General features: G+C 74.5%; 16 protein-coding genes and 3 tRNA genes. 6 read left to right on the plus strand and 13 right to left on the minus strand.

Annotated features, from left to right (window positions below):
• Positions 1–28: 28 nt before the first annotated feature.
• The 3 genes from IR158_RS08100 to IR158_RS08110 all read right to left on the minus strand — a co-directional run bounded on the left by IR158_RS08100 (position 29) and on the right by IR158_RS08110 (position 2,286).
• Positions 29–102 (minus strand) — tRNA-His (locus IR158_RS08100).
• A gap of 148 nt (positions 103–250) precedes the next feature.
• Positions 251–1,174 carry a hypothetical protein gene (locus IR158_RS08105; protein ID WP_291811812.1) on the minus strand — a complete coding sequence of 308 codons (924 nt, stop codon included), beginning with the start codon at positions 1,172–1,174 and terminating at the stop codon, positions 251–253.
• Between the two features lie 113 nt (positions 1,175–1,287).
• Positions 1,288–2,286, minus strand: coding sequence for an ABC transporter ATP-binding protein (locus IR158_RS08110; protein ID WP_291812141.1), 999 nt, complete (start codon positions 2,284–2,286; stop codon positions 1,288–1,290).
• Between the two features lie 169 nt (positions 2,287–2,455).
• Between IR158_RS08110 and IR158_RS08115 the strand changes: the two genes are divergently transcribed.
• The 3 genes from IR158_RS08115 to IR158_RS08125 all read left to right on the plus strand — a co-directional run bounded on the left by IR158_RS08115 (position 2,456) and on the right by IR158_RS08125 (position 5,028).
• A complete protein-coding gene (locus tag IR158_RS08115; protein WP_291811814.1) occupies positions 2,456–3,181 on the plus strand; it encodes an ABC transporter permease in 726 nt (241 codons plus the stop codon).
• Positions 3,169–3,936: an ABC transporter permease gene (locus IR158_RS08120; protein ID WP_291811818.1), complete on the plus strand. Its 768-nt coding sequence runs from the start codon at positions 3,169–3,171 to the stop codon at positions 3,934–3,936. The genes IR158_RS08115 and IR158_RS08120 overlap by 13 nt, the downstream gene beginning before the upstream one ends.
• Positions 3,937–4,014: 78 nt before the next feature.
• Entirely contained in the window at positions 4,015–5,028 is a 1,014-nt protein-coding gene (locus IR158_RS08125) for a glycine betaine ABC transporter substrate-binding protein (protein ID WP_291811821.1), read from the plus strand.
• A gap of 27 nt (positions 5,029–5,055) precedes the next feature.
• Here IR158_RS08125 and IR158_RS08130 read toward each other — a convergent pair whose 3' ends face one another.
• From IR158_RS08130 to IR158_RS08145, 4 genes are all read right to left on the minus strand, one after another.
• Positions 5,056–6,561, minus strand: coding sequence for an NAD(P)/FAD-dependent oxidoreductase (locus IR158_RS08130; RefSeq protein WP_291811824.1), 1,506 nt, complete (start codon positions 6,559–6,561; stop codon positions 5,056–5,058).
• Between the two features lie 133 nt (positions 6,562–6,694).
• Positions 6,695–6,767 (minus strand) — tRNA-Lys (locus tag IR158_RS08135).
• A gap of 77 nt (positions 6,768–6,844) precedes the next feature.
• Positions 6,845–7,105 (minus strand): hypothetical protein, encoded by a 261-nt coding sequence (locus IR158_RS08140; RefSeq protein ID WP_291811827.1) that lies wholly within the window; start codon positions 7,103–7,105, stop codon positions 6,845–6,847.
• A gap of 118 nt (positions 7,106–7,223) precedes the next feature.
• The gene (locus IR158_RS08145) at positions 7,224–7,520 is read right to left on the minus strand and encodes a co-chaperone GroES (RefSeq protein ID WP_291812144.1); all 297 of its coding nucleotides are present in this window, start codon (positions 7,518–7,520) and stop codon (positions 7,224–7,226) included.
• Positions 7,521–7,651: 131 nt separating this feature from the next.
• Here IR158_RS08145 and bcp point away from each other — a divergent pair, with 131 nt between their 5' ends.
• Together bcp and IR158_RS08155 are read left to right on the plus strand one after the other, a co-directional pair.
• Positions 7,652–8,119 (plus strand): thioredoxin-dependent thiol peroxidase, encoded by a 468-nt coding sequence (bcp, locus tag IR158_RS08150; RefSeq protein WP_291811830.1) that lies wholly within the window; start codon positions 7,652–7,654, stop codon positions 8,117–8,119.
• A 43-nt stretch (positions 8,120–8,162) separates the two neighbouring features.
• Positions 8,163–8,248: transfer RNA gene (locus tag IR158_RS08155), tRNA-Leu, on the plus strand.
• 44 nt (positions 8,249–8,292) lie between these two features.
• Here the strand turns inward: IR158_RS08155 and IR158_RS08160 are convergent.
• Positions 8,293–11,280: a glycosyl hydrolase gene (locus IR158_RS08160; protein WP_291811833.1), complete on the minus strand. Its 2,988-nt coding sequence runs from the start codon at positions 11,278–11,280 to the stop codon at positions 8,293–8,295.
• Positions 11,281–11,592: 312 nt separating this feature from the next.
• Entirely contained in the window at positions 11,593–11,961 is a 369-nt protein-coding gene (gene trxA, locus IR158_RS08165; RefSeq protein WP_291811836.1) for a thioredoxin, read from the minus strand.
• Positions 11,962–12,083: 122 nt separating this feature from the next.
• On the opposite strand from trxA, the gene IR158_RS08170 reads away from it, so the two are divergent.
• Positions 12,084–12,638 carry an NUDIX hydrolase family protein gene (locus tag IR158_RS08170; RefSeq protein ID WP_291811838.1) on the plus strand — a complete coding sequence of 185 codons (555 nt, stop codon included), beginning with the start codon at positions 12,084–12,086 and terminating at the stop codon, positions 12,636–12,638.
• Positions 12,639–12,653: 15 nt separating this feature from the next.
• Here IR158_RS08170 and IR158_RS08175 read toward each other — a convergent pair whose 3' ends face one another.
• The 4 genes from IR158_RS08175 to IR158_RS08190 form a co-directional block, all read right to left on the minus strand.
• A complete protein-coding gene (locus IR158_RS08175) occupies positions 12,654–14,315 on the minus strand; it encodes an ATP-binding cassette domain-containing protein (RefSeq protein ID WP_291811841.1) in 1,662 nt (553 codons plus the stop codon).
• Positions 14,312–14,965, minus strand: coding sequence for an RdgB/HAM1 family non-canonical purine NTP pyrophosphatase (gene rdgB, locus IR158_RS08180; RefSeq protein WP_291811846.1), 654 nt, complete (start codon positions 14,963–14,965; stop codon positions 14,312–14,314). The genes IR158_RS08175 and rdgB overlap by 4 nt, the downstream gene beginning before the upstream one ends.
• Entirely contained in the window at positions 14,962–15,735 is a 774-nt protein-coding gene (gene rph / locus IR158_RS08185; protein ID WP_291812146.1) for a ribonuclease PH, read from the minus strand. Before rph ends, rdgB begins: the two co-directional genes overlap by 4 nt.
• A gap of 271 nt (positions 15,736–16,006) precedes the next feature.
• The gene (locus IR158_RS08190; RefSeq protein WP_291811849.1) at positions 16,007–16,891 is read right to left on the minus strand and encodes a type IV toxin-antitoxin system AbiEi family antitoxin domain-containing protein; all 885 of its coding nucleotides are present in this window, start codon (positions 16,889–16,891) and stop codon (positions 16,007–16,009) included.
• Positions 16,892–17,067 lie beyond the last annotated feature (176 nt).

The raw sequence follows: 17,067 nt of genomic DNA on the forward strand, positions 1-17,067 counted from the left end.
ACCGCAGGTCACGGGCCTGCACTAGGTGGGTGGCTAACGGGACTTGAACCCGCGACCCCCTGGACCACAACCAGGTGCTCTACCTAGCTGAGCTATAGCCACCGTGGCACGGACCGCCGTATCCCGAGGGATGCGACGGTGCTGCACCTGGTCCGACGCGAGCGCCGGGCCGACGATGAGTGTAGCCGGTGCCGCGCCGGCCTTCGTCACGCATTCGCGCCCTGGCGCACCCGAGAGTGTGCGAGACGCGTCACAGCCGTGCGACGACGGCGTCCGCGAACCGCTCGGCCGACCCGGGGGCGTGCTCGAAGAACAGCGACGGCTCCGCCAGCTCGACCTCCAGGACGACCGGCCGTCCCTCGTCGTCCGGGATGAGGTCGACGCGCGTGTACAGCAGGGGCGCGCGGTCGGGGAACACCTTGCCGAGCTCCGCGACGACGAGGTCGCCGACCGCACGCTCCTGCTCGCTCACGTCGCGCGCGGCCAGCACGCGCTCGCGGAAGAGCACGCCTTCCTTCTCCCCCGCCCGGTACGGCCCCTCCAGCAGCGGCTCCTTGCGCACGGAGTGGCTGAACTCGCCGTCGACGTACACCAGCGCGCTCTCGCCCTGCGTGTCGACCCGGGTGAGGTACCGCTGCAGCATGACCCGCCGACCGACCGCCAGCAGGTTCTTGGCGTGCGTGATGGCCAGGGAGCGGGACGGCGTCTGGCCCGCGTCGTAGCGGCCGGTGTCGCGCGAGCCCGCGCTGACCGTCGGCTTGATGACGAAGTCCCCGAAGGCGGGGAAGCGCGTGTGGATCGCGCGCGCGTCGAGGTTGCGCTCGGGGTCGAGCCAGATCGTGGGGACGATCGGGATGCCCCGCTGCTCGAGGTCGCGCAGGTAGGTCTTGTCGATGTTCCAGGCCACGACGTCGGCAGGGTTGAGCAGCTGCGACGTGCGCTCGACGCGTCGGGTCCAGTCGGCGAACTGGGTGGGCCGGTCCGTGTAGTCCCAGGTCGAGCGGATGAGGACGTGCGGGTAGGCCGACCAGTCCACCGTCGGGTCGTCCCAGACGACGACGTCCGTGGGGACGCCGCGCTCGGCCAGCGCGGCGCGCAGCGGGACGTCGTCCGGGTCGAGCTGCGGCAGCTGGGCGCACGTGGCGAGGGCAAGGCGTGCGGTGGGTTCGCTCACGCCTCGCACTGTACCCACGCCGTGTGACGGGCACGCTCCGCGCAGGTGACGGGCGGGCGACGCGTCGCCCCCGCGCGGGGGGCCGCAGCGGCCGCGGGTCGACCGCTGCCGCGTCAGGCGGGTCCGGGGTCGGCGGTGGTGAGACGGTGCAGCGCCCGCACGACGGTGCCGGCCGAGGCCGTTCCCACGGGGTGACCCGCGCCGTCCAGCACGTCCACGACGCCGCCGTCCGGGGTGTCGACGGCGGCGGCGAGGGCCGTGACGACGTCACCGAGCTCCGCACCGAGCCGCACCGTCCGCCCGGGCGTGGGCGCGGACGTCGTGCCGTCGCCGCGCGGCGGGTCGTCGAGGTCGGCGCGCTCGAGCCTGCCCAGAGCCAGCAGGCGGGCCGTCCTGCCGCGACCCACCAGGTCCGCCACGGCCGCGGACGCGGGCCGCGCGACGATCTCGAGCGGGGGCGCCAGCTGCTCGACGCGCGCGCCCCGGCTCAGGACGACGACGCGGTCGGCCATGCGCACGGCCTCGTCAATGTCGTGCGTCACCATCATCACCGTCGTGCCCAGGTCGCGCTGCAACCGGATGAACTCCTGCTGCAGGCGGGCGCGGCCCACCGGGTCGACGGCCCCGAACGGCTCGTCCATGAGCAGCACGGGCGGGTCCGTCGCGAGGGCCCGCGCCACGCCGACGCGCTGCCGCTCCCCTCCCGACAGCTCGTGCGGCCACCGGCGCGCGTACCTCGCGGGCTCGAGCCCCACCAGCGTGAGCAGCTCGGCGACGCGCTCGCGCGTGCGCCGGCGGTCCCACCCCAGCAGCGCCGGCACGGTCGCCACGTTCTGCTCGACCGTGCGGTGCGGGAAGAGCCCGACGTTCTGGATGACGTACCCGATGCGGCGGCGCAGCGCGACGGGGTCGACGTCGGTGACGTCCTCGTCACCCAGCACGATGCGGCCCGCGGTCGGCTCGACGAGGCGGTTGGCCATCCGCAGCGTCGTCGACTTGCCGCACCCGGAGGGACCGACGAGGACGAGCAGCTCGCGCTCACGCACGGCGAGCGACAGGTCGTCGACCGCGACCGACCCCGCGTACTCCTTGCGCACGGACTCGAACCGGATGGCGACCGCGAGGTCGTCGGCACCTCCGGAGGTCGCCTGCCCGGCCACGGTCCCGTCGGGTCGCGGTACGGAGGTCGTCACGGTCAGCGACGCTAGCGGGCGCCACCGACACCCGCCCGGCGGGCCGTCCCGCGCGCGGCTGTCGGTGCCCGTCAGTAGGTTCGAGCGCATGCCGTCCGGACCGGTCCTCGCGGCCGCCGCCAACCCGTGGTTCTCGTGGGACTACCTCGAGCGCAACGGTGCCGACGTGCTGCGCCACACCCAGCAGCACGCGTCGCTGACGGTCCAGGCCGTGGTGATCGCGTTGGTCGTGGCCCTCCCGCTCGCGGCGCTCGCCCACGTCCGGCCGCGGCTCGCCGGCCCGGTGCTGGCCTCGACGGGGGTGCTCTACACGATCCCGTCGCTGGCGCTGTTCGCCGTCCTGGCGCCCGTCACCGGGATCGGCCGCACCACCGTGCTCATCGGGCTCGTCGTGTACGCGCTGCTCGTGCTCGTGCGCAACGTGCTCGTCGGGCTGCAGGGCGTCGACCCCGCGGTGCTCGACGCGGCGCGCGGCATGGGCTACGGACGGCTGCGCCTCCTGCTCGGGGTCGAGCTGCCGCAGGCGGTCCCCGCGATGGTGACGGGCCTGCGCCTGGCGACGGTCAGCACGGTCGCGCTGGTCACGGTGGGTGTCGTCGTCGGGTACGGCGGGCTCGGCCAGCTGATGTTCCGTGGCTTCCGCAGCGGCTACCACGCCGAGATCATGACGGCCACGGTGCTGTGCCTCCTCCTCGCGCTCGTGGCGGACCTCGCGCTCACGCTGCTCGGCCGGGCCCTGACGCCCTGGCGCCGCACCTCGCGGACCACGGACGCGCCGCACGGCACCCCGCAGGAGGCGCCGTGGACGTCCTGACCGAGGCGCTCCGCTGGCTGAACGACCCCCTGAACTGGTCGGGCAGGCAGGGCATCCTCGCGCTGACCCGCACGCACCTCGAGGTCTCGGCCGTCGCCGTCGCGATCGCGCTCCTCGTGGCGCTGCCGACCGGGCTCTGGCTCGGTCACCGCGGGCGCGGGGCGACCGTCGGAGTCGTCGTCGCCAACACCACACGCGCGCTGCCGACGCTCGCGCTACTCACCCTGCTCGCCGCGACCGGCTGGTTCGGGAGCACGGCCACCGCCCTGGCGTGCGCCGTCTTCGCGGTCCCGCCGATCCTCGCGAACGCCGTGACGGGTGTCGGCGGCGTCGACCCCGACGCGCGCGACGCCGCGCGCGGGCTGGGGATGTCCGGCACGCGCGTGCTGTGGTCGGTCGAGGTGCCGCTCGCCGTGCCGCTCGTCGCCGCCGGCATCCGCACGGGCGCGGTCCAGGTGCTCGCGACGGTCCCGCTCGCCGCGCTGGTCGGGGGCACGAGCCTGGGCACCATCGTGGTGAGCGGCTTCGCGACCCAGCGCTACGGCAAGGCCCTGGCCGGAGGATTCCTCGTGGCCGCGCTGTGCCTGCTGGTCGAAGGGCTCCTCGCGCTCCTGCAACGCGCCGTGACGCCGGCCGGGCTCCGGCACCGCGCCCGCGACGCGGACGGGGACGGGCGCACCGGCGGGCAGCGCCCGCGGCTCCCGGTTGCCCTCGGCGCCCGCCGCGGTTCGAATGAGACCGCGCAGTCTCCGTGACCGCCCTACTCCTCGCCGCGCGCGGCGGACCGGCCGCCGCACCCGACCTCATGCCGCACCTCTGACAGGAGACCCCCGATGCGCACCAGCTCGCGCAGCCGCACGATCGGCGTCCTGGCCGCCGCCGTCCTCGCCCTCGGCGCCTGCGGGACACCCGGATCAGGCGGCGGGCAGGCCGAGCCCGACCCGACGAGCGCGGCCGGAGGCCCACCGGCGTGCGAGCCCGTCGCGGGCGAGACGCTCGTCGTGCTCGAGGACGACAAGGGCCTGCAGAACGCCGACAACGTCATCCCGGCCGTCAACGCCCAGGTCGCGGCCGACCACCCGGAGGTGGTCGAGCTGCTCGACGCCGTCTCGGCCGCTCTCGACACGGACCGGCTCATCGAGCTCAACCGGTCCGTCGACGTCGAGCGGCGCACACCGGCCGAGGTGGCTGCGCAGTTCGTGGAGGACGAGTCCCTGCAGGCGTCCGACCCGTCGCTCGGGACGGGCACGAGCCTGACCGTCGGTGCCGCCAACTTCTCCGAGAGCATCACCCTGGCGGAGATCTACGCGCAGGTGCTGCGCAGCGCTGGCTTCGAGACGCAGGCCCAGACCGTGGGTGCACGCGAAACGTACCTGCCCGCGCTGCAGTCCGGCGACGTCGCCGTCGTCCCGGAGTACGCCGCGACCCTGGCCACCTACCTCAACGCCCAGGTCAACGGTGCCGACGCGGCGCCCGTCGCGTCGAGCGACGTCGACGAGACGGTGGCAGCGCTGACCCCCCTCGCCGAGCAGAGCGGCGTCGTGATGGGTGCCGCCTCGGCCGCACAGGACCAGAACGCGTTCGCCGTCACCGCCGAGTTCGCGGCGGCGCACGACCTGACCACGCTGTCGGACCTGGCCGCAGCGTGCGGCGGCGTCGTGCTCGCGGGCCCGCCCGAGTGCCCGGAGCGGCCGTTCTGCCAGGTCGGGCTCGAGGAGACGTACGGACTGACGGTCGGGGAGTTCAAGTCCTACGACTTCGCTCTGATCGGTCAGGCCGTCCGGCAGGGCGACGCGGCCGTGGGCCTGGTCACGTCGTCCGACGGCTCACTGGCCCCACGCGACTGAGGAGCGCACGGGCGGCGGGAGCCGCGCTCAGCGGCCCGCCGCCTCCAGCAGCCGCAGCCACACCTCGCTGAGCGTCGGGTACGACGGCACCGCGTGCCACAGGCGGGAGAGCGGGACCTCCCCCACGACGGCGATGGTCGCGGCGTGCAGCATGTCCGCGACGTCCGGGCCCACGAAGGTCGCCCCGACGACGACGTCACGCCGGGTGTCGACGACGAGCTGTGCGCGACCCTCGTACCCGACGGCCGTGACCGTCGCGGCGGCGAGGTCGCCCAGCTCGTACGTGAGCACCTCGACGTCCAGGCCCGCACGCTCCGCCTGCTCCTGCGTGCGGCCGACCCACGCGACCTGCGGGCGCGTGAACACCACCTGCGGAACGGCGGCCGTGTCGGCCGTCGCTCGGTACCGCGACCAGGGCCCCGCGGCGGCCTCGGCCTGCCGGGACGGCCCTGCGACGGCATCGTCGGCGTCCGCCGGACGCGGGTCGAACCGGGCCGCGATCACGTCACCGACCACCCGGGCGTCGTACTTGCCCTGGTGCGTCGTCGCGGTGCGGCCGGTCACGTCACCGGCCGCGAACAGCCACCCGCCGTCGACCCCGGCGACCTGGAGGCGGTCGTCGACGTCGAGCGCACGGCCAGGGCGCAGACCCAGGGTCTCGAGCCCGAGGTCGTCGGTCGCCGGCCGTCGCCCGGTCGCGACGAGCACCTCGTCCGCCGTCAGTCGCTCGGGTGCCCCCGCGTCGCTCCCAGCACCGTCACCAGGCCGGTGCTCGACCCCCAGGTGCACCCCGGCGTCGTCGCGGACGGCCGACGTCACCGTCGCGCCCAGCACGACGCGCACGCCCCGGCCGGCAAGTGCCCGCGCCACGGCCTCCCCCGCGAACGGCTCCGCCCCCGCGAGCAGGCGTCCGCCGCGCACCAGCACCGTCACGTCGCTGCCCAGGTCCGCGAAGGCGGTCGCCAGCTCGGTGGCCACGACACCGCCCCCGACCACGGCGAGGCGTGCGGGGACCCGGTGCGCCGACGTCGCCTCACGGCTCGTCCACGGCCGCACGTCCGCGAACACCTCGGGAACCACCGGCAGCGAGCCGGTGGCGACGACGACGGCACAGCGTGCCGCCACGACGCGCTCCGTGCCGTCCGCGCCGTCGACGACCAGGGTGCGTGGTCCGGTGAAGCGGGCGTGACCGCGCAGCAGCGTCAGACCGGCGCCCTCGACCCACGCGACCTGCCCCGCGTCGTCCCAGTGGGCAGCGACCTCGTCGCGCCGTGCGAGCACGGCCGCGGGGTCGAGCCGGCCGGTGACCGCGGCGTCCGCCCCGGGCACCGCCTGCGCGGCCGCCAGCGCGTCTCCCGGTCGGAGCAGCGCCTTCGACGGCATGCAGGCCCAGTACGAGCACTCCCCCCCGACCAGCGCGGGCTCGACCACGGCCACGCTCAGCCCGGTGCGCGAGGCACGGTCCGCGACGTTCTCCCCCACCGCGCCGGCACCCAGGACCACCACGTCGTAGCGGTCCGTCTCCTCAGCCATGACTCCTCCGTCCACCCGGGTCGGTTCATCGTGGCGTGACGCGCGGCAGCACGCCCGCCGAGGAGCCTGCCACGGTGTGGGGAGAGAACGACGAAGCCCCGTCAGGACGGACCTGACGGGGCTTCGTGCGGGGTACGCCCCCCGGGACTCGAACCCGGAACCCGCTGATTAAGAGTCAGCTGCTCTGCCAGTTGAGCTAGAGGCGCGCGGCTCGAAGAGATTAGCAGGACCGCGGGGCCGGGTGCGAACCGGATGACCCCTCAGGCGCCCTCTGTGACGACGCTCACGCGTCCGGACGCTGCTCCTGGCTCGAGGGGTGCCACCACGGGTCGTCCGGCAGACCCTCCTTCTCGAGGAGCTCGGCGGAGGTCTCGCCCGTCGGGGCCATCAGGTCGACCAGCAACGTCAGCGGCACGTGCTCCGCCAGCAGCTCCTGCGCGTGCCGGGCCGCGTCCACGCCCAGGACCACGACGGTGTCGTCGGCCGCAGCCGGCACCGGCTCCGGGCCGCTCGCTCCCGCGTCGGGCACGCTGCGCTGCTGCATGGTCGACCTCGTCTCGTGGAACCGTGGATCTCGTCCCCCGTGCTGCACCGGAAGATACGCTCCGTTGCTGAGATCGACGAGGGGCGAGCTCGGGCACGTCGGACAGACGTGTCGCGGATCACAGGTAGAGGCCGGTGCCCTCGCCCCCGGCCCGCGGGTCCGCAACTCCGTGCACATCCTTCTCACGCAGCAGCAGGTACGTGCGACCGGACAGCTCGACCTCGGCCCTGTCCTCAGGGTCGAAGAGGACCCGGTCGCCGACCGCCACCTGCCGCACGTGCTCCCCCGCGGCGACGACGTTCGCCCACGCCAGACGCTTGCCCATCGCGGCCGTGGCCGGGATCAGGATCCCGCCGCCCGTGCGACGCTCGGCGGCGTCGTCGTCCAGCTCGACGAGGAGCCGGTCGTTGAGCATGCGCAGGGGCAGGTCCCGGGCGGTGTCGGTCCGGGGTGTCTCGCTCGATGCACTCACGTCGCCGACGGTACCCCCCGGCGATCTAGGCTGGCGCAGGTCGTCCCCCGTCCCCGACCCGCAGGAGTGAACCCGTGCCTCGCCTCACCGTCGGAGACCCGGCGCCCGACCTCACGCTCCCCAGCACGACCGGTGACCGGGTCTCCCTGAAGGACCTGCGCGGCCGCTCGGTCGTCGTGTACTTCTACCCCGCGGCGGGCACCCCCGGGTGCACGAAGCAGGCGTGCGACTTCCGCGACTCGCTGGCCCCGCTCACGGCCGCCGGCTACGCGGTCGTCGGCGTCTCACCCGACCCGCTCGACAAGCTGACGGCGTTCGCGGAGCACGAGGGCCTGACGTTCCCCCTGCTCTCCGACCCCGACCACGAGACCCTCGAGGCCTGGGGTGCGTGGGGCGAGAAGACGAACTACGGGCGCACGTACACCGGCGTGATCCGCTCCACAGTGGTCGTCGACCCGCAGGGGACGGTCGCGCTCGCGCAGTACAACGTCCGGGCGACGGGCCACGTGGCCAAGCTGCGCCGCGACCTCGGCATCGACTGAGGGAGGCCCCGGGCGAGGCGCGCGTGCCAGACTCGGGGCGCACGCGGGAGTGGTGAAACGGCAGCCACGCCAGGTTTAGGTCCTGGTGCCCGCAAGGGCGTGCGGGTTCGACTCCCGCCTCCCGCACCACGGGGCCGGGGCGCACGCGCCCCGGCCCCGCTGTCGTGCGTTCCTCAGCGGAAGGGCAGCGTGAGCACCGAGTCGCCCACGCCGACCGACGTCGACGAGCTGCCGATCGCGTTCCACAGCGCGACCCGCACGGTCCCGCCCCTCAGGTCACCGAGGGCGCCCGTGGCCCTGTCCAGACCCGCGAGGTGCGTGTACCGCTCGGCACCCGGCACGGGATCCGTCGCGAAGTACCGGTACACCTCGACGCGGTCCCACGTGCCGTCACCCGTCAGGTCGTACTGCACCGAGACCCGTGTGCCGTTGCCGACGCGGTTCCCGGCGTCCAGAGCGATGTCGAACGCGGTCGCCCCGCCGGTCGTCCTCGCCGTCAGCCCGGTGGCCTGCATGACGACCGCATCCGGCGGCTCGCTCGCCGTGTCGATCCCGCGGGAGGGCGCCAGCTGGATCGTCCCCGGGCTGCCGGGAGCCGGTACGAGCCTGCCGTTCCCACCGAAGGCGAGCACGAGTCCGTCGGTCGGCTTCGGGGTCACCGTGGGGGTCGGGGTCCCCGTGGGCTTCGGGGTCGCGGTGGGCGTCGCCGTCGGCTTCGGGGTCACCGTCGGCTTGGGCGTCGCGGTCGCCGTGGGCTTGGGGGTCGCCGTGCGAGTGGGCGTCGCCGTGGGCTTCGGCGTCACCGTCGGCGTCGGCTCACCCGGTCCGCCGACGGCACCGCCGCCGGACCACGAGAAGGCACCGGCTGTCACCGTGCGGCCGGCGGGGACCTCGAGACGCGTCCCGTCGCCGAACGTCACCGTGCGTGCCCGCGACGTCACGTTGGCCGCCACGTAGGTGCGTCGACCGTCCTTGACGAACACCGCGGACAGCGGGCTCGACCCGCGCACCGTGGTGTCGAGGTTGCCCAGTGCCGCGAGGTTGGCCACCCAGTGGAACGTGTGCGCGCGCGACTCGCCCTCCTCGACGGGGTAGCCGGGGTCCGCGCGGAGCTGCCGGAGCGCCTCCTCGCCGTCACCGAGCGCGAGGTAGCTCCACAGGATGTCCTGCCACACGGTCGGCCTGCCGCCGTTCGTGTCGACGAGCTCGGCGTAGTTGGACACGACGTCGTCCGGCCGGATGCCCAGGTAGAGGTGCGACCCGGTGATGGGCAGCGTGTTGATGCCCTGGATCATCTCGGCCTCGCCGGAGAACCACGTCGAGTACGTCCCGCCGTCGCCCCACACCATCCCCAGCGTCGTGTGGCCGAAGCCCTCCGGGATCGCGCCGGCCTGGTCGAACCAGTACTCCTGGATCGTCGCGGCCTGCGTCGCGTACAGGTAGGCGCCGGCGTCCCGGACCGCCGTGTCACCGGTCGCCTCGCCCCACTGCACGAGGGCCCCGGCGAAGTTCTGCCCCTCGGAGCTCGACTCCTGGTTGTTGCCCGCAGCGAACGCGCCGTGCCCGGAGGCCCAGTCGTGACCGGCGTAGATGTCGAAGTCACGCAGGTACGGGAAGCGGGTCTCCGCCCGGTCGTACCCGTTGGCGTCGCGGATCAGCAGGTCCACCATGCCGCCGTACTGCTCGTCGGACGCCCACTGCGGGTCGAACCGGGCGAGCGTCGCGGCGGCCGCGATGAAGTAGCCGTAGTGGAAGTGGTGGTCGTTGAGCTCGGTGTCCGAGCCGTAGGAGGCCGGGTAGCCGATGAGGGTGCCCCAGCGCTCGTCGTAGGCGAACACCTGCTCGCTCTTGCCCGGCGTCGCCGTGAACCACTCGGTGAGCGTGTCCCGGACCAGACCCAGCGTCGTGTCGCGGATCTCGGTCTCCCCCAGCTGGTCGGCGATCTCGACGATCCGGGTGGCGCGGCCCAGCGCCTTGCCGGTCCAGTAGGTGTCGGCCCGCAGGATCGGCAGCGGGTCGGCCGCGACCTCCGCCAGGAGCCGGTCGAGCGTCGCGCGGTCGCTGCCGGACGACGTGGCGACCGCGGGGATCTCCGGCAGGATGCCGGTGAACGGGGTCGTCGTGGTGAACGAGGTCGTGTCCGCGTACGCCGTCATCTTGCCGCGCGGGCTCGGGTACGGGGTGTCGAGCTCGTCCCCGTCCACGGCGGTCAGGTAGCGCTGCTGGTGCGGGTACAGCGCGACCACCGCGCCGTCGGCGTAGCCCTCGAGCGTCGTGGTCCCGATCTCGTAGGTCGTGCGCACGACCGCGCGAGCCGCGTCGTAGGTGTAGTCGGCGACGGTGCTGGTGACCTCGGCGAACGCTGAGTCGGCGACGGCGTCGAGCGCGGCTGCCCGGTCGGTGTCCGTGGCGTCCGCGGCCGTCGCGAGGGCCGTGACCGCGAGGTATCCCCGGCCGGCGAGCGAGGACCGCATCGTCGACCCCGAGACCTGCCACGAGGAGCCCGTGGGCGCGAACGCGGCGTAGTCGTGCCCGTTCGCGGTGAACCCGAGCGTCGCGCCGTCCCGCGCCCAGACGCGCACGTCGTGCGCGGAGGTCAGCAGGGCGTCACCGCCCTGGAGGTGGTACCAGGAGGTGGGCAGCCCGTGCCCGATCGTCGCGCGCAGGCTGCGCGTCCCGTCCGACCACGACGGTGTCACCGTCCAGTCGGTCCAGCCCGCGACCTGCACGGTCGGTGCGTCGAGCCCCGCGACGCCCACCACCACGTCCTGCTCGAACCCGAAGTGGAACTCGCCGATCCCACCGGGCGTGCCCGACAGGGTCGCCTCGCGCGGGGCCGACAGCCCGAGGCCCCCGGGCGTGGGCTGGTAGGACGCCGGGTGCGCGTGCAGCGGCTCGCTCATGCGGCAGTCGAGCCGCTTGTACAGCAGGGACGACCACCAGTCGTTCGTGGGCAGCGGACCCGTCGGTGCGTCCGCGGTGAGCGCGGCGCGGGGGTCGGCCTCGACCGAGTCGCAGCCCTCCGGCGTCGGGCCGACGGGTGCCGCGGCGTAGCCACCCGCACCGACGTCCACGACGCCCTCGGCGGCCGCGGAACGGTCCGTCGGGACGACGACGAGGGCGGTGGCGATCCCGAGCGCGAGGGCCGTGCACGCCGCCACCCGAGATCGTGACCACGGTGCGCTCACCGTGCTCCGGGCATGGTGGATCTGGGACCCCCGTGGGGTCCGGAACTGTGTTGACATGGTGTGATGCCCCCAGGCGACCGGCTCGCGCGTCGCGCGCGCGAGTGCCGCCCTGTGAGAACGGTGCACTGCGCCGTTGCTGTGCACCGCGACGCTCCCCGCACGGCCCCCGTTGGCCGTGCTGCGATGAGTGCGGTCTGTGATCACCACGCTAACAGTTCGTTGACACGCGTCAACTGGAAGCGGCGGAGGCCCCTGTCCGGGTCCTCCGCCGCGTGTGGAGCCTGCTCAGACCTGCGCCTGGCGCTCCGCGAGCTTGGCCCGGACCTCGTCCATGTCGAGCTCCTTGACGGCCGTGACGACCTGCTCGAGCGACGGCGCCGGCAGCGCGCCTGCCTGGTTGTACACCAGGACGCCGTCCCGGAACGCCATGAGCGTCGGGATCGAGCTGATCTGGAGCTCCGCGGCCAGCTGCTGCTCGGCCTCCGTGTCGATCTTCGCGTGCACGATCTCGGGGTGCAGCTCGCTCGACGCCTCGAAGACGGGGCCGAACATGCGGCACGGCGGGCACCACGACGCCCAGAAGTCCACCAGGACGATCTCGTTGTCCTTGATGGTGTCGGCGATCGTGTCGGCGGTCAGCGTGGTGGTAGCCATAGGTGTCTCTCCATCCTGCGGGGTTCGATGGCTACAGCGCCCCGCCCTGCAGGGCTATTCCCTCTCCCGCCCGGCCGCGAGGCGATGCGGCCCACCGGCCACGGACGGGGTAGAACTGCACGGTGACCGCCTCAGCCGAGTTCCCCCCTGGCCCCGAGCGACCCGCCGGCTGGCTGTCGGCCGACCAGATGGCGACAGCCCGCAGCCAGCTGCCGATCCTGTACGTCGACGCGATCCCCGTCCGCGTCGACGAGTCCGGCGACGTCGTCGCCGTCGGCCTGCTGCTGCGCGTGACGCGCGAGGGCGTCATGTCCCGCGCACTCGTGTCGGGCCGCGTCATGTACCACGAGCGGATCCGCGACGCGCTGCTGCGGCACATCGAGAAGGACCTCGGACCGGTGGCGCTGCCCCAGGTCCCCGCGTCGCCGCAGCCGTTCACCGTGGCCGAGTACTTCCCGACACCGGGCGTCACGCCCTACCACGACCCTCGCCAGCACGCGGTGTCCCTCGCCTACGTCGTGCCCGTCACGGGCGACTGCCGGCCCCAGCAGGACGCGCTCGACCTCGCCTGGCTCACGCCCGAGGAGGCGTGCACCGAGGCCGTGCAGGTCGAGATGAACGGCGGCCAGGGCCTGCTGCTGCGCCAGGCGATGGCGTGGGTGGGCCGCCTGCCCTGACGGACCGCCCTCGGGTCAGCCGCCCAGCTCGAGCCGGGGCCAGTCCGCGAGGTCGGTGCGCAGCTGCCGGTCGTGCGTCGCGACGACCACCGCCGCGGACGTCGCCCGCAGCGCGGTCGTCAGGTCGTCGACCAGCCCGACCGACAGGTGGTTGGTCGGCTCGTCGAGCACCAGGACGTGCGGCGCAGCGAGCAGCGCGCACGCCAGGTCGAAGCGACGACGCTGCCCGATCGACAGCTCACGCAGCGGGCGGTCCAGGTCCGTCTCGGTGAGCAGGCCCAGAGCGGCCACGGGGACCAGCGCGTCGGGGTCCAGCGCGCCGGCGTCGAGCAGGTCGAGCGCGTGACGTGCGTACGCGTCGAAGGCCGTGGGTGACGAACGACCGGGCGGCGTGGCGTGCTCGCCCGGCCCCTCCTGCGCCAGCACCCCCCACCGCACGCCGGCCGCCGCCGTCCGGGTCCCCCGGTCCAGCCCGACGCTGCCCACCAGCGCGGCCAGCAGCGTCGACTTGCCCGCGCCGTTGGGACCAGTGACGAGGAGGCGACCCGCGGGCATGACCGCGACACGGCGGCCCGGCATGTCCAGACGTCCGGCGACGCGCGGTCCGCGCACCTCGAGCAGCGGCCCGCCCGCGTACGCGGGCGGCACCGACGGCAGGTCCGGGAAGCGCAGCGCCGGGGGCGGCACGGGCACGTCGACCGCCTGCGCCTCGAGCCGCTCGATCAGCCGGTCCGCAGCCTTGACGTGCTGCCTGGCCCGCGTCGCGCGGCGGTGCGCCTGCGACCCCTTCGGCGGCCGCCACTCGTCGGACAACCCCTCGTAGGAGGCGTCGAGCCGCTCGGCCAGCACGCGGGCGCGCTTGCGCTCGGCCCGGTAGCGGGCACGCCAGCGCCGCAGCATCTGGTCGCGTGCGAAGCGGTAGTCCGCGTAGCGCGCCGCGCCGTACAGCACGGGCCGCCCGTCCATCGACGGGTCCATGTCAAGGATCGCCGTCATCACGTCGTCGAGCAGCCGCCGGTCGTGCGTGACGATGACGACGCCCCCGACCCACCCCCGCAGCTGCGCGGTGAGGTGCGCGACACCGTCCGCGTCGAGGTGGTTGGTGGGCTCGTCGAGCAGCAGCAGGTCGGCACGCTCGGCGAGTCGGCACGCCAGGCGCACCCGGTACCTCTCACCCACGCTCAGCTCGCGCAGTCGTCGCCCGCGGTCCCGGGGCGCCTGCAGGCGCGAGAGACCCTCGTCGACGCGCCGGTCCACGTCCCACGCCGCGAGGTGCTCGTAGCGGGCGATCGACGCCGACAGCGCCGCGACGTCGCCCGCGTCGTGGTCGAACCCGTCGATGACGGTCTGCAGCTCCGCCGAGGCAGCCCGTGCGGCCGCTGCGGTCGAGTCGATCACCGTGCCGATCGTGTCGTCGTCCCCGAAGGCCAGGTCCTGCTCGACGACCGCGAGCGTGCCGTGCCGGCGCACCGCCCCCTCCTGCGGGTGGAGCCGGCCCGCCAGCACGCCCAGGAGCGTCGTCTTGCCGGCCCCGTTCTCCCCCACCAGCCCGATGCGGTCACCCGGCGCCACGGTGAGGTCGAGCCGGTCCAGCACGCGCCTGCCCGGGTAGCCGAACGACACGCCCTCGGCGACGAGCTGCACGTCCCCGGGTCGGGACGCGGTGGGTGCGGTCATGCCCGCAGTGCCGCCACGAGGTGCGGCACGAGCGCCCGGAACGCCTGCCCGCGGTGGCTGATCGCGTTCTTCTCCTCCGGGGTGAGCTCCGCGCACGTGCGGGTCTCACCCAGGGGCACGAGCACGGGGTCGTAGCCGAAGCCGTGCTGGCCGCGCGGCGCTGCCGCCAGCGTGCCCTCGAGCGTCCCGACCTCGACGTGCTCGGTGCCCTCGGGCGTCACGAGTGCCGCTGCGCACACGAACCGTGCCCCGCGGTGCGCGGGCGGGACGTCGGCGAGCTGCGCGAGCAGCAGGGCGAGGTTGGCGGCGTCGTCCCCGTGGCGGCCCGCCCAGCGCGCCGAGAAGATCCCCGGCGCCCCACCGAGCACGTCCACGCTCAGACCCGAGTCGTCGGCGACCGCGGGCAGTCCGGTCGCGGCCGCGAGCGCGCGGGCCTTGATCAGGGCGTTCTCCGCGAACGTCACGCCGTCCTCGACCGGCTCGGGCGCGTGCACGTCGCGCGCCCCGATCACGGCGCCGGGGTCGAGCTCCGGCAGCGCGGGCGCGAGGATCGCGCGCAGCTCGCCGACCTTGTGCGCGTTGTGCGTCGCCAGGACGAGGCGCGCGCCCGGCGGGACCTCGACGGCCCGGGGCGCGTCGGGTGCCGTCACGAGACGGGGGCCGCGCCCGCGGCCCGCGTCGCCGAGCCGTCGCCCGCGGGGGCGGCCAGCACGGCGGCCTGCAGCGCCGCGAGCTGCGCGGTGCCCGCCACGGCGAGGTCGAGCAGCGCGTCGAGCTCCGCGCGGGCGAACGGCGCCTGCTCGGCGGTGCCCTGCACCTCGACGAACGTGCCGGCGCCCGTCGTCACCACGTTCATGTCCGTCTCGGCGCGGACGTCCTCCACGTACGGCAGGTCCAGGACCGGGACACCGTCGACGATGCCGACGCTCACGGCCGCCACGGAGTCGCGCAGCACCTGCCGCCCCGGCTTCACCAGACGCTTCTCGGTGGCCCACGCCACGGCGTCCGCGAGCGCGACGTACGCGCCGGTGATGGCGGCCGTGCGCGTGCCGCCGTCGGCCTGCAGCACGTCGCAGTCGAGCACGATCGTGTTCTCGCCCAGCGCGCTGACGTCGATCACCGCGCGCAGCGAGCGACCGACCAGCCGGGAGATCTCGTGCGTGCGGCCACCGACCTTGCCGCGCACCGACTCGCGGTCCGAGCGGCTGTTCGTGGCCCGCGGCAGCATCGCGTACTCGGCCGTCACCCAGCCCTCGCCCGATCCCTTGCGCCAGCGCGGCACGCCCTCGGTGAACGACGCCACGCACAGCACCTTGGTGCCGCCGAACTCCACGAGCACCGAGCCCTCCCCCGCGTCGAGGAACCGGCGCGTGATCGTCACGGGTCGCAGCTCGTCCGGCCGCCGCCCGTCGACCCGCACGACAGCCCCGGCGCTCGCGCCGCCTCCCGCAACCGTCCCGACACCTGCACTCGACCCACCGGCACTCACCATGCCCACGACCCTACGGTCCCCGACCGCTACCCTCCGAACCGGCCCACCGCCGCCCGTCCCCGAGCGCGGCACTCACGTGCCGAGCGCGGGTCAAACGAGTACCGCGTTCGGCGGGGAGGTGCCGCGTTCGGCGGGGAGGTGCCGCGTTCGGCGGGGAGGTGCCGCGTTCGCCGGAGCACCTCCGGACGGCGGCCGGTGGTCAGCGCACGCCCGCCGCGCGAAGACGCGCGATCATCGGACCGCCCGCCCACGCGTCCTGCCAGGTCCAGCGCGCGACACGCAGACCGGCGGCCCGGAGCCTGTCCTCACGCAGCTTCTCCTCCCAGAGCACGTCCGCCGCGCCGGAGCCGTACTTGGTGCGTCCGTCGAACTCCCCGACCACGCCGTGCACGGGCCACCAGAAGTCGACGCGCCCGACGAACCCGTGCCGGTCCCGCACCTCGTGCTGGAGAACGGGCGCACCCAGACCCCACTCGGCCATGCGGACCCGGCTCAACGACTCGCCCGGTGACTCCGACCGCCCGTCGACGAGCGCAGCGGTGCGGCGCGCCGCCCGGACGCCACGGCCCCGCCCTGCGCGCTCGACCTCGGCATGCAGCTCCTCGACGGTCGCCAGGCCGTGGCGCACAGCGGCGTCACCGGCCGCCACTCCCGCCACGACCCCGCCGGCCCGGGCGAGGTCGACGACGGTCCGCGCCGGGGACGTGACCGTGATCCCGTCGACGACCGTGACGTCGACACGGCCCGCGACGGCATGCCGGACGACGTCGCCGTGCGACCGGCCACCACCGGCGGGCTCCCGCACGACGTGCACGCCGCTGTCGTGACGGCCGACGACCGGTAGCCCCAGCACGGCAGCGGCCGACCAGTGCGAGAACACCGGTGGCCGGCTCGCGACGGCGAGGACGGCCTGGACCTGGACGACGTGCCGCGCGTCGTCGTCCAGCTCTCGCAACTCCTCGGCGCCGACGTACGTGCCGCGCCGCACGCGCACGAGACGACCGGCCCGCGCCATGCGCTGCACCGTCTCGGGCTCGACGCCGCTCGACCGTTCGCGCCCGTGGACGTGGACGAGCACCGGCACGGGCGGAGACGCAACCGGCTGGCCTTGGGCCACATCACGCCTGCTGCCGAGGACCGGGACACGCCCGCCCCGGGGAACCGGAGCACTCCCGCCGACGAGGGCCGCAGCGCGCTCAGCACCTCCCCGAGCGGACGCCCCGCCCGTCGACACCGCGGATCGCCGACCGGTCGCTGCCC

It is taken from the genome of Cellulomonas sp. (assembly GCF_015234515.1).
In the GTDB taxonomy this organism is placed as follows: domain Bacteria; phylum Actinomycetota; class Actinomycetes; order Actinomycetales; family Cellulomonadaceae; genus Cellulomonas.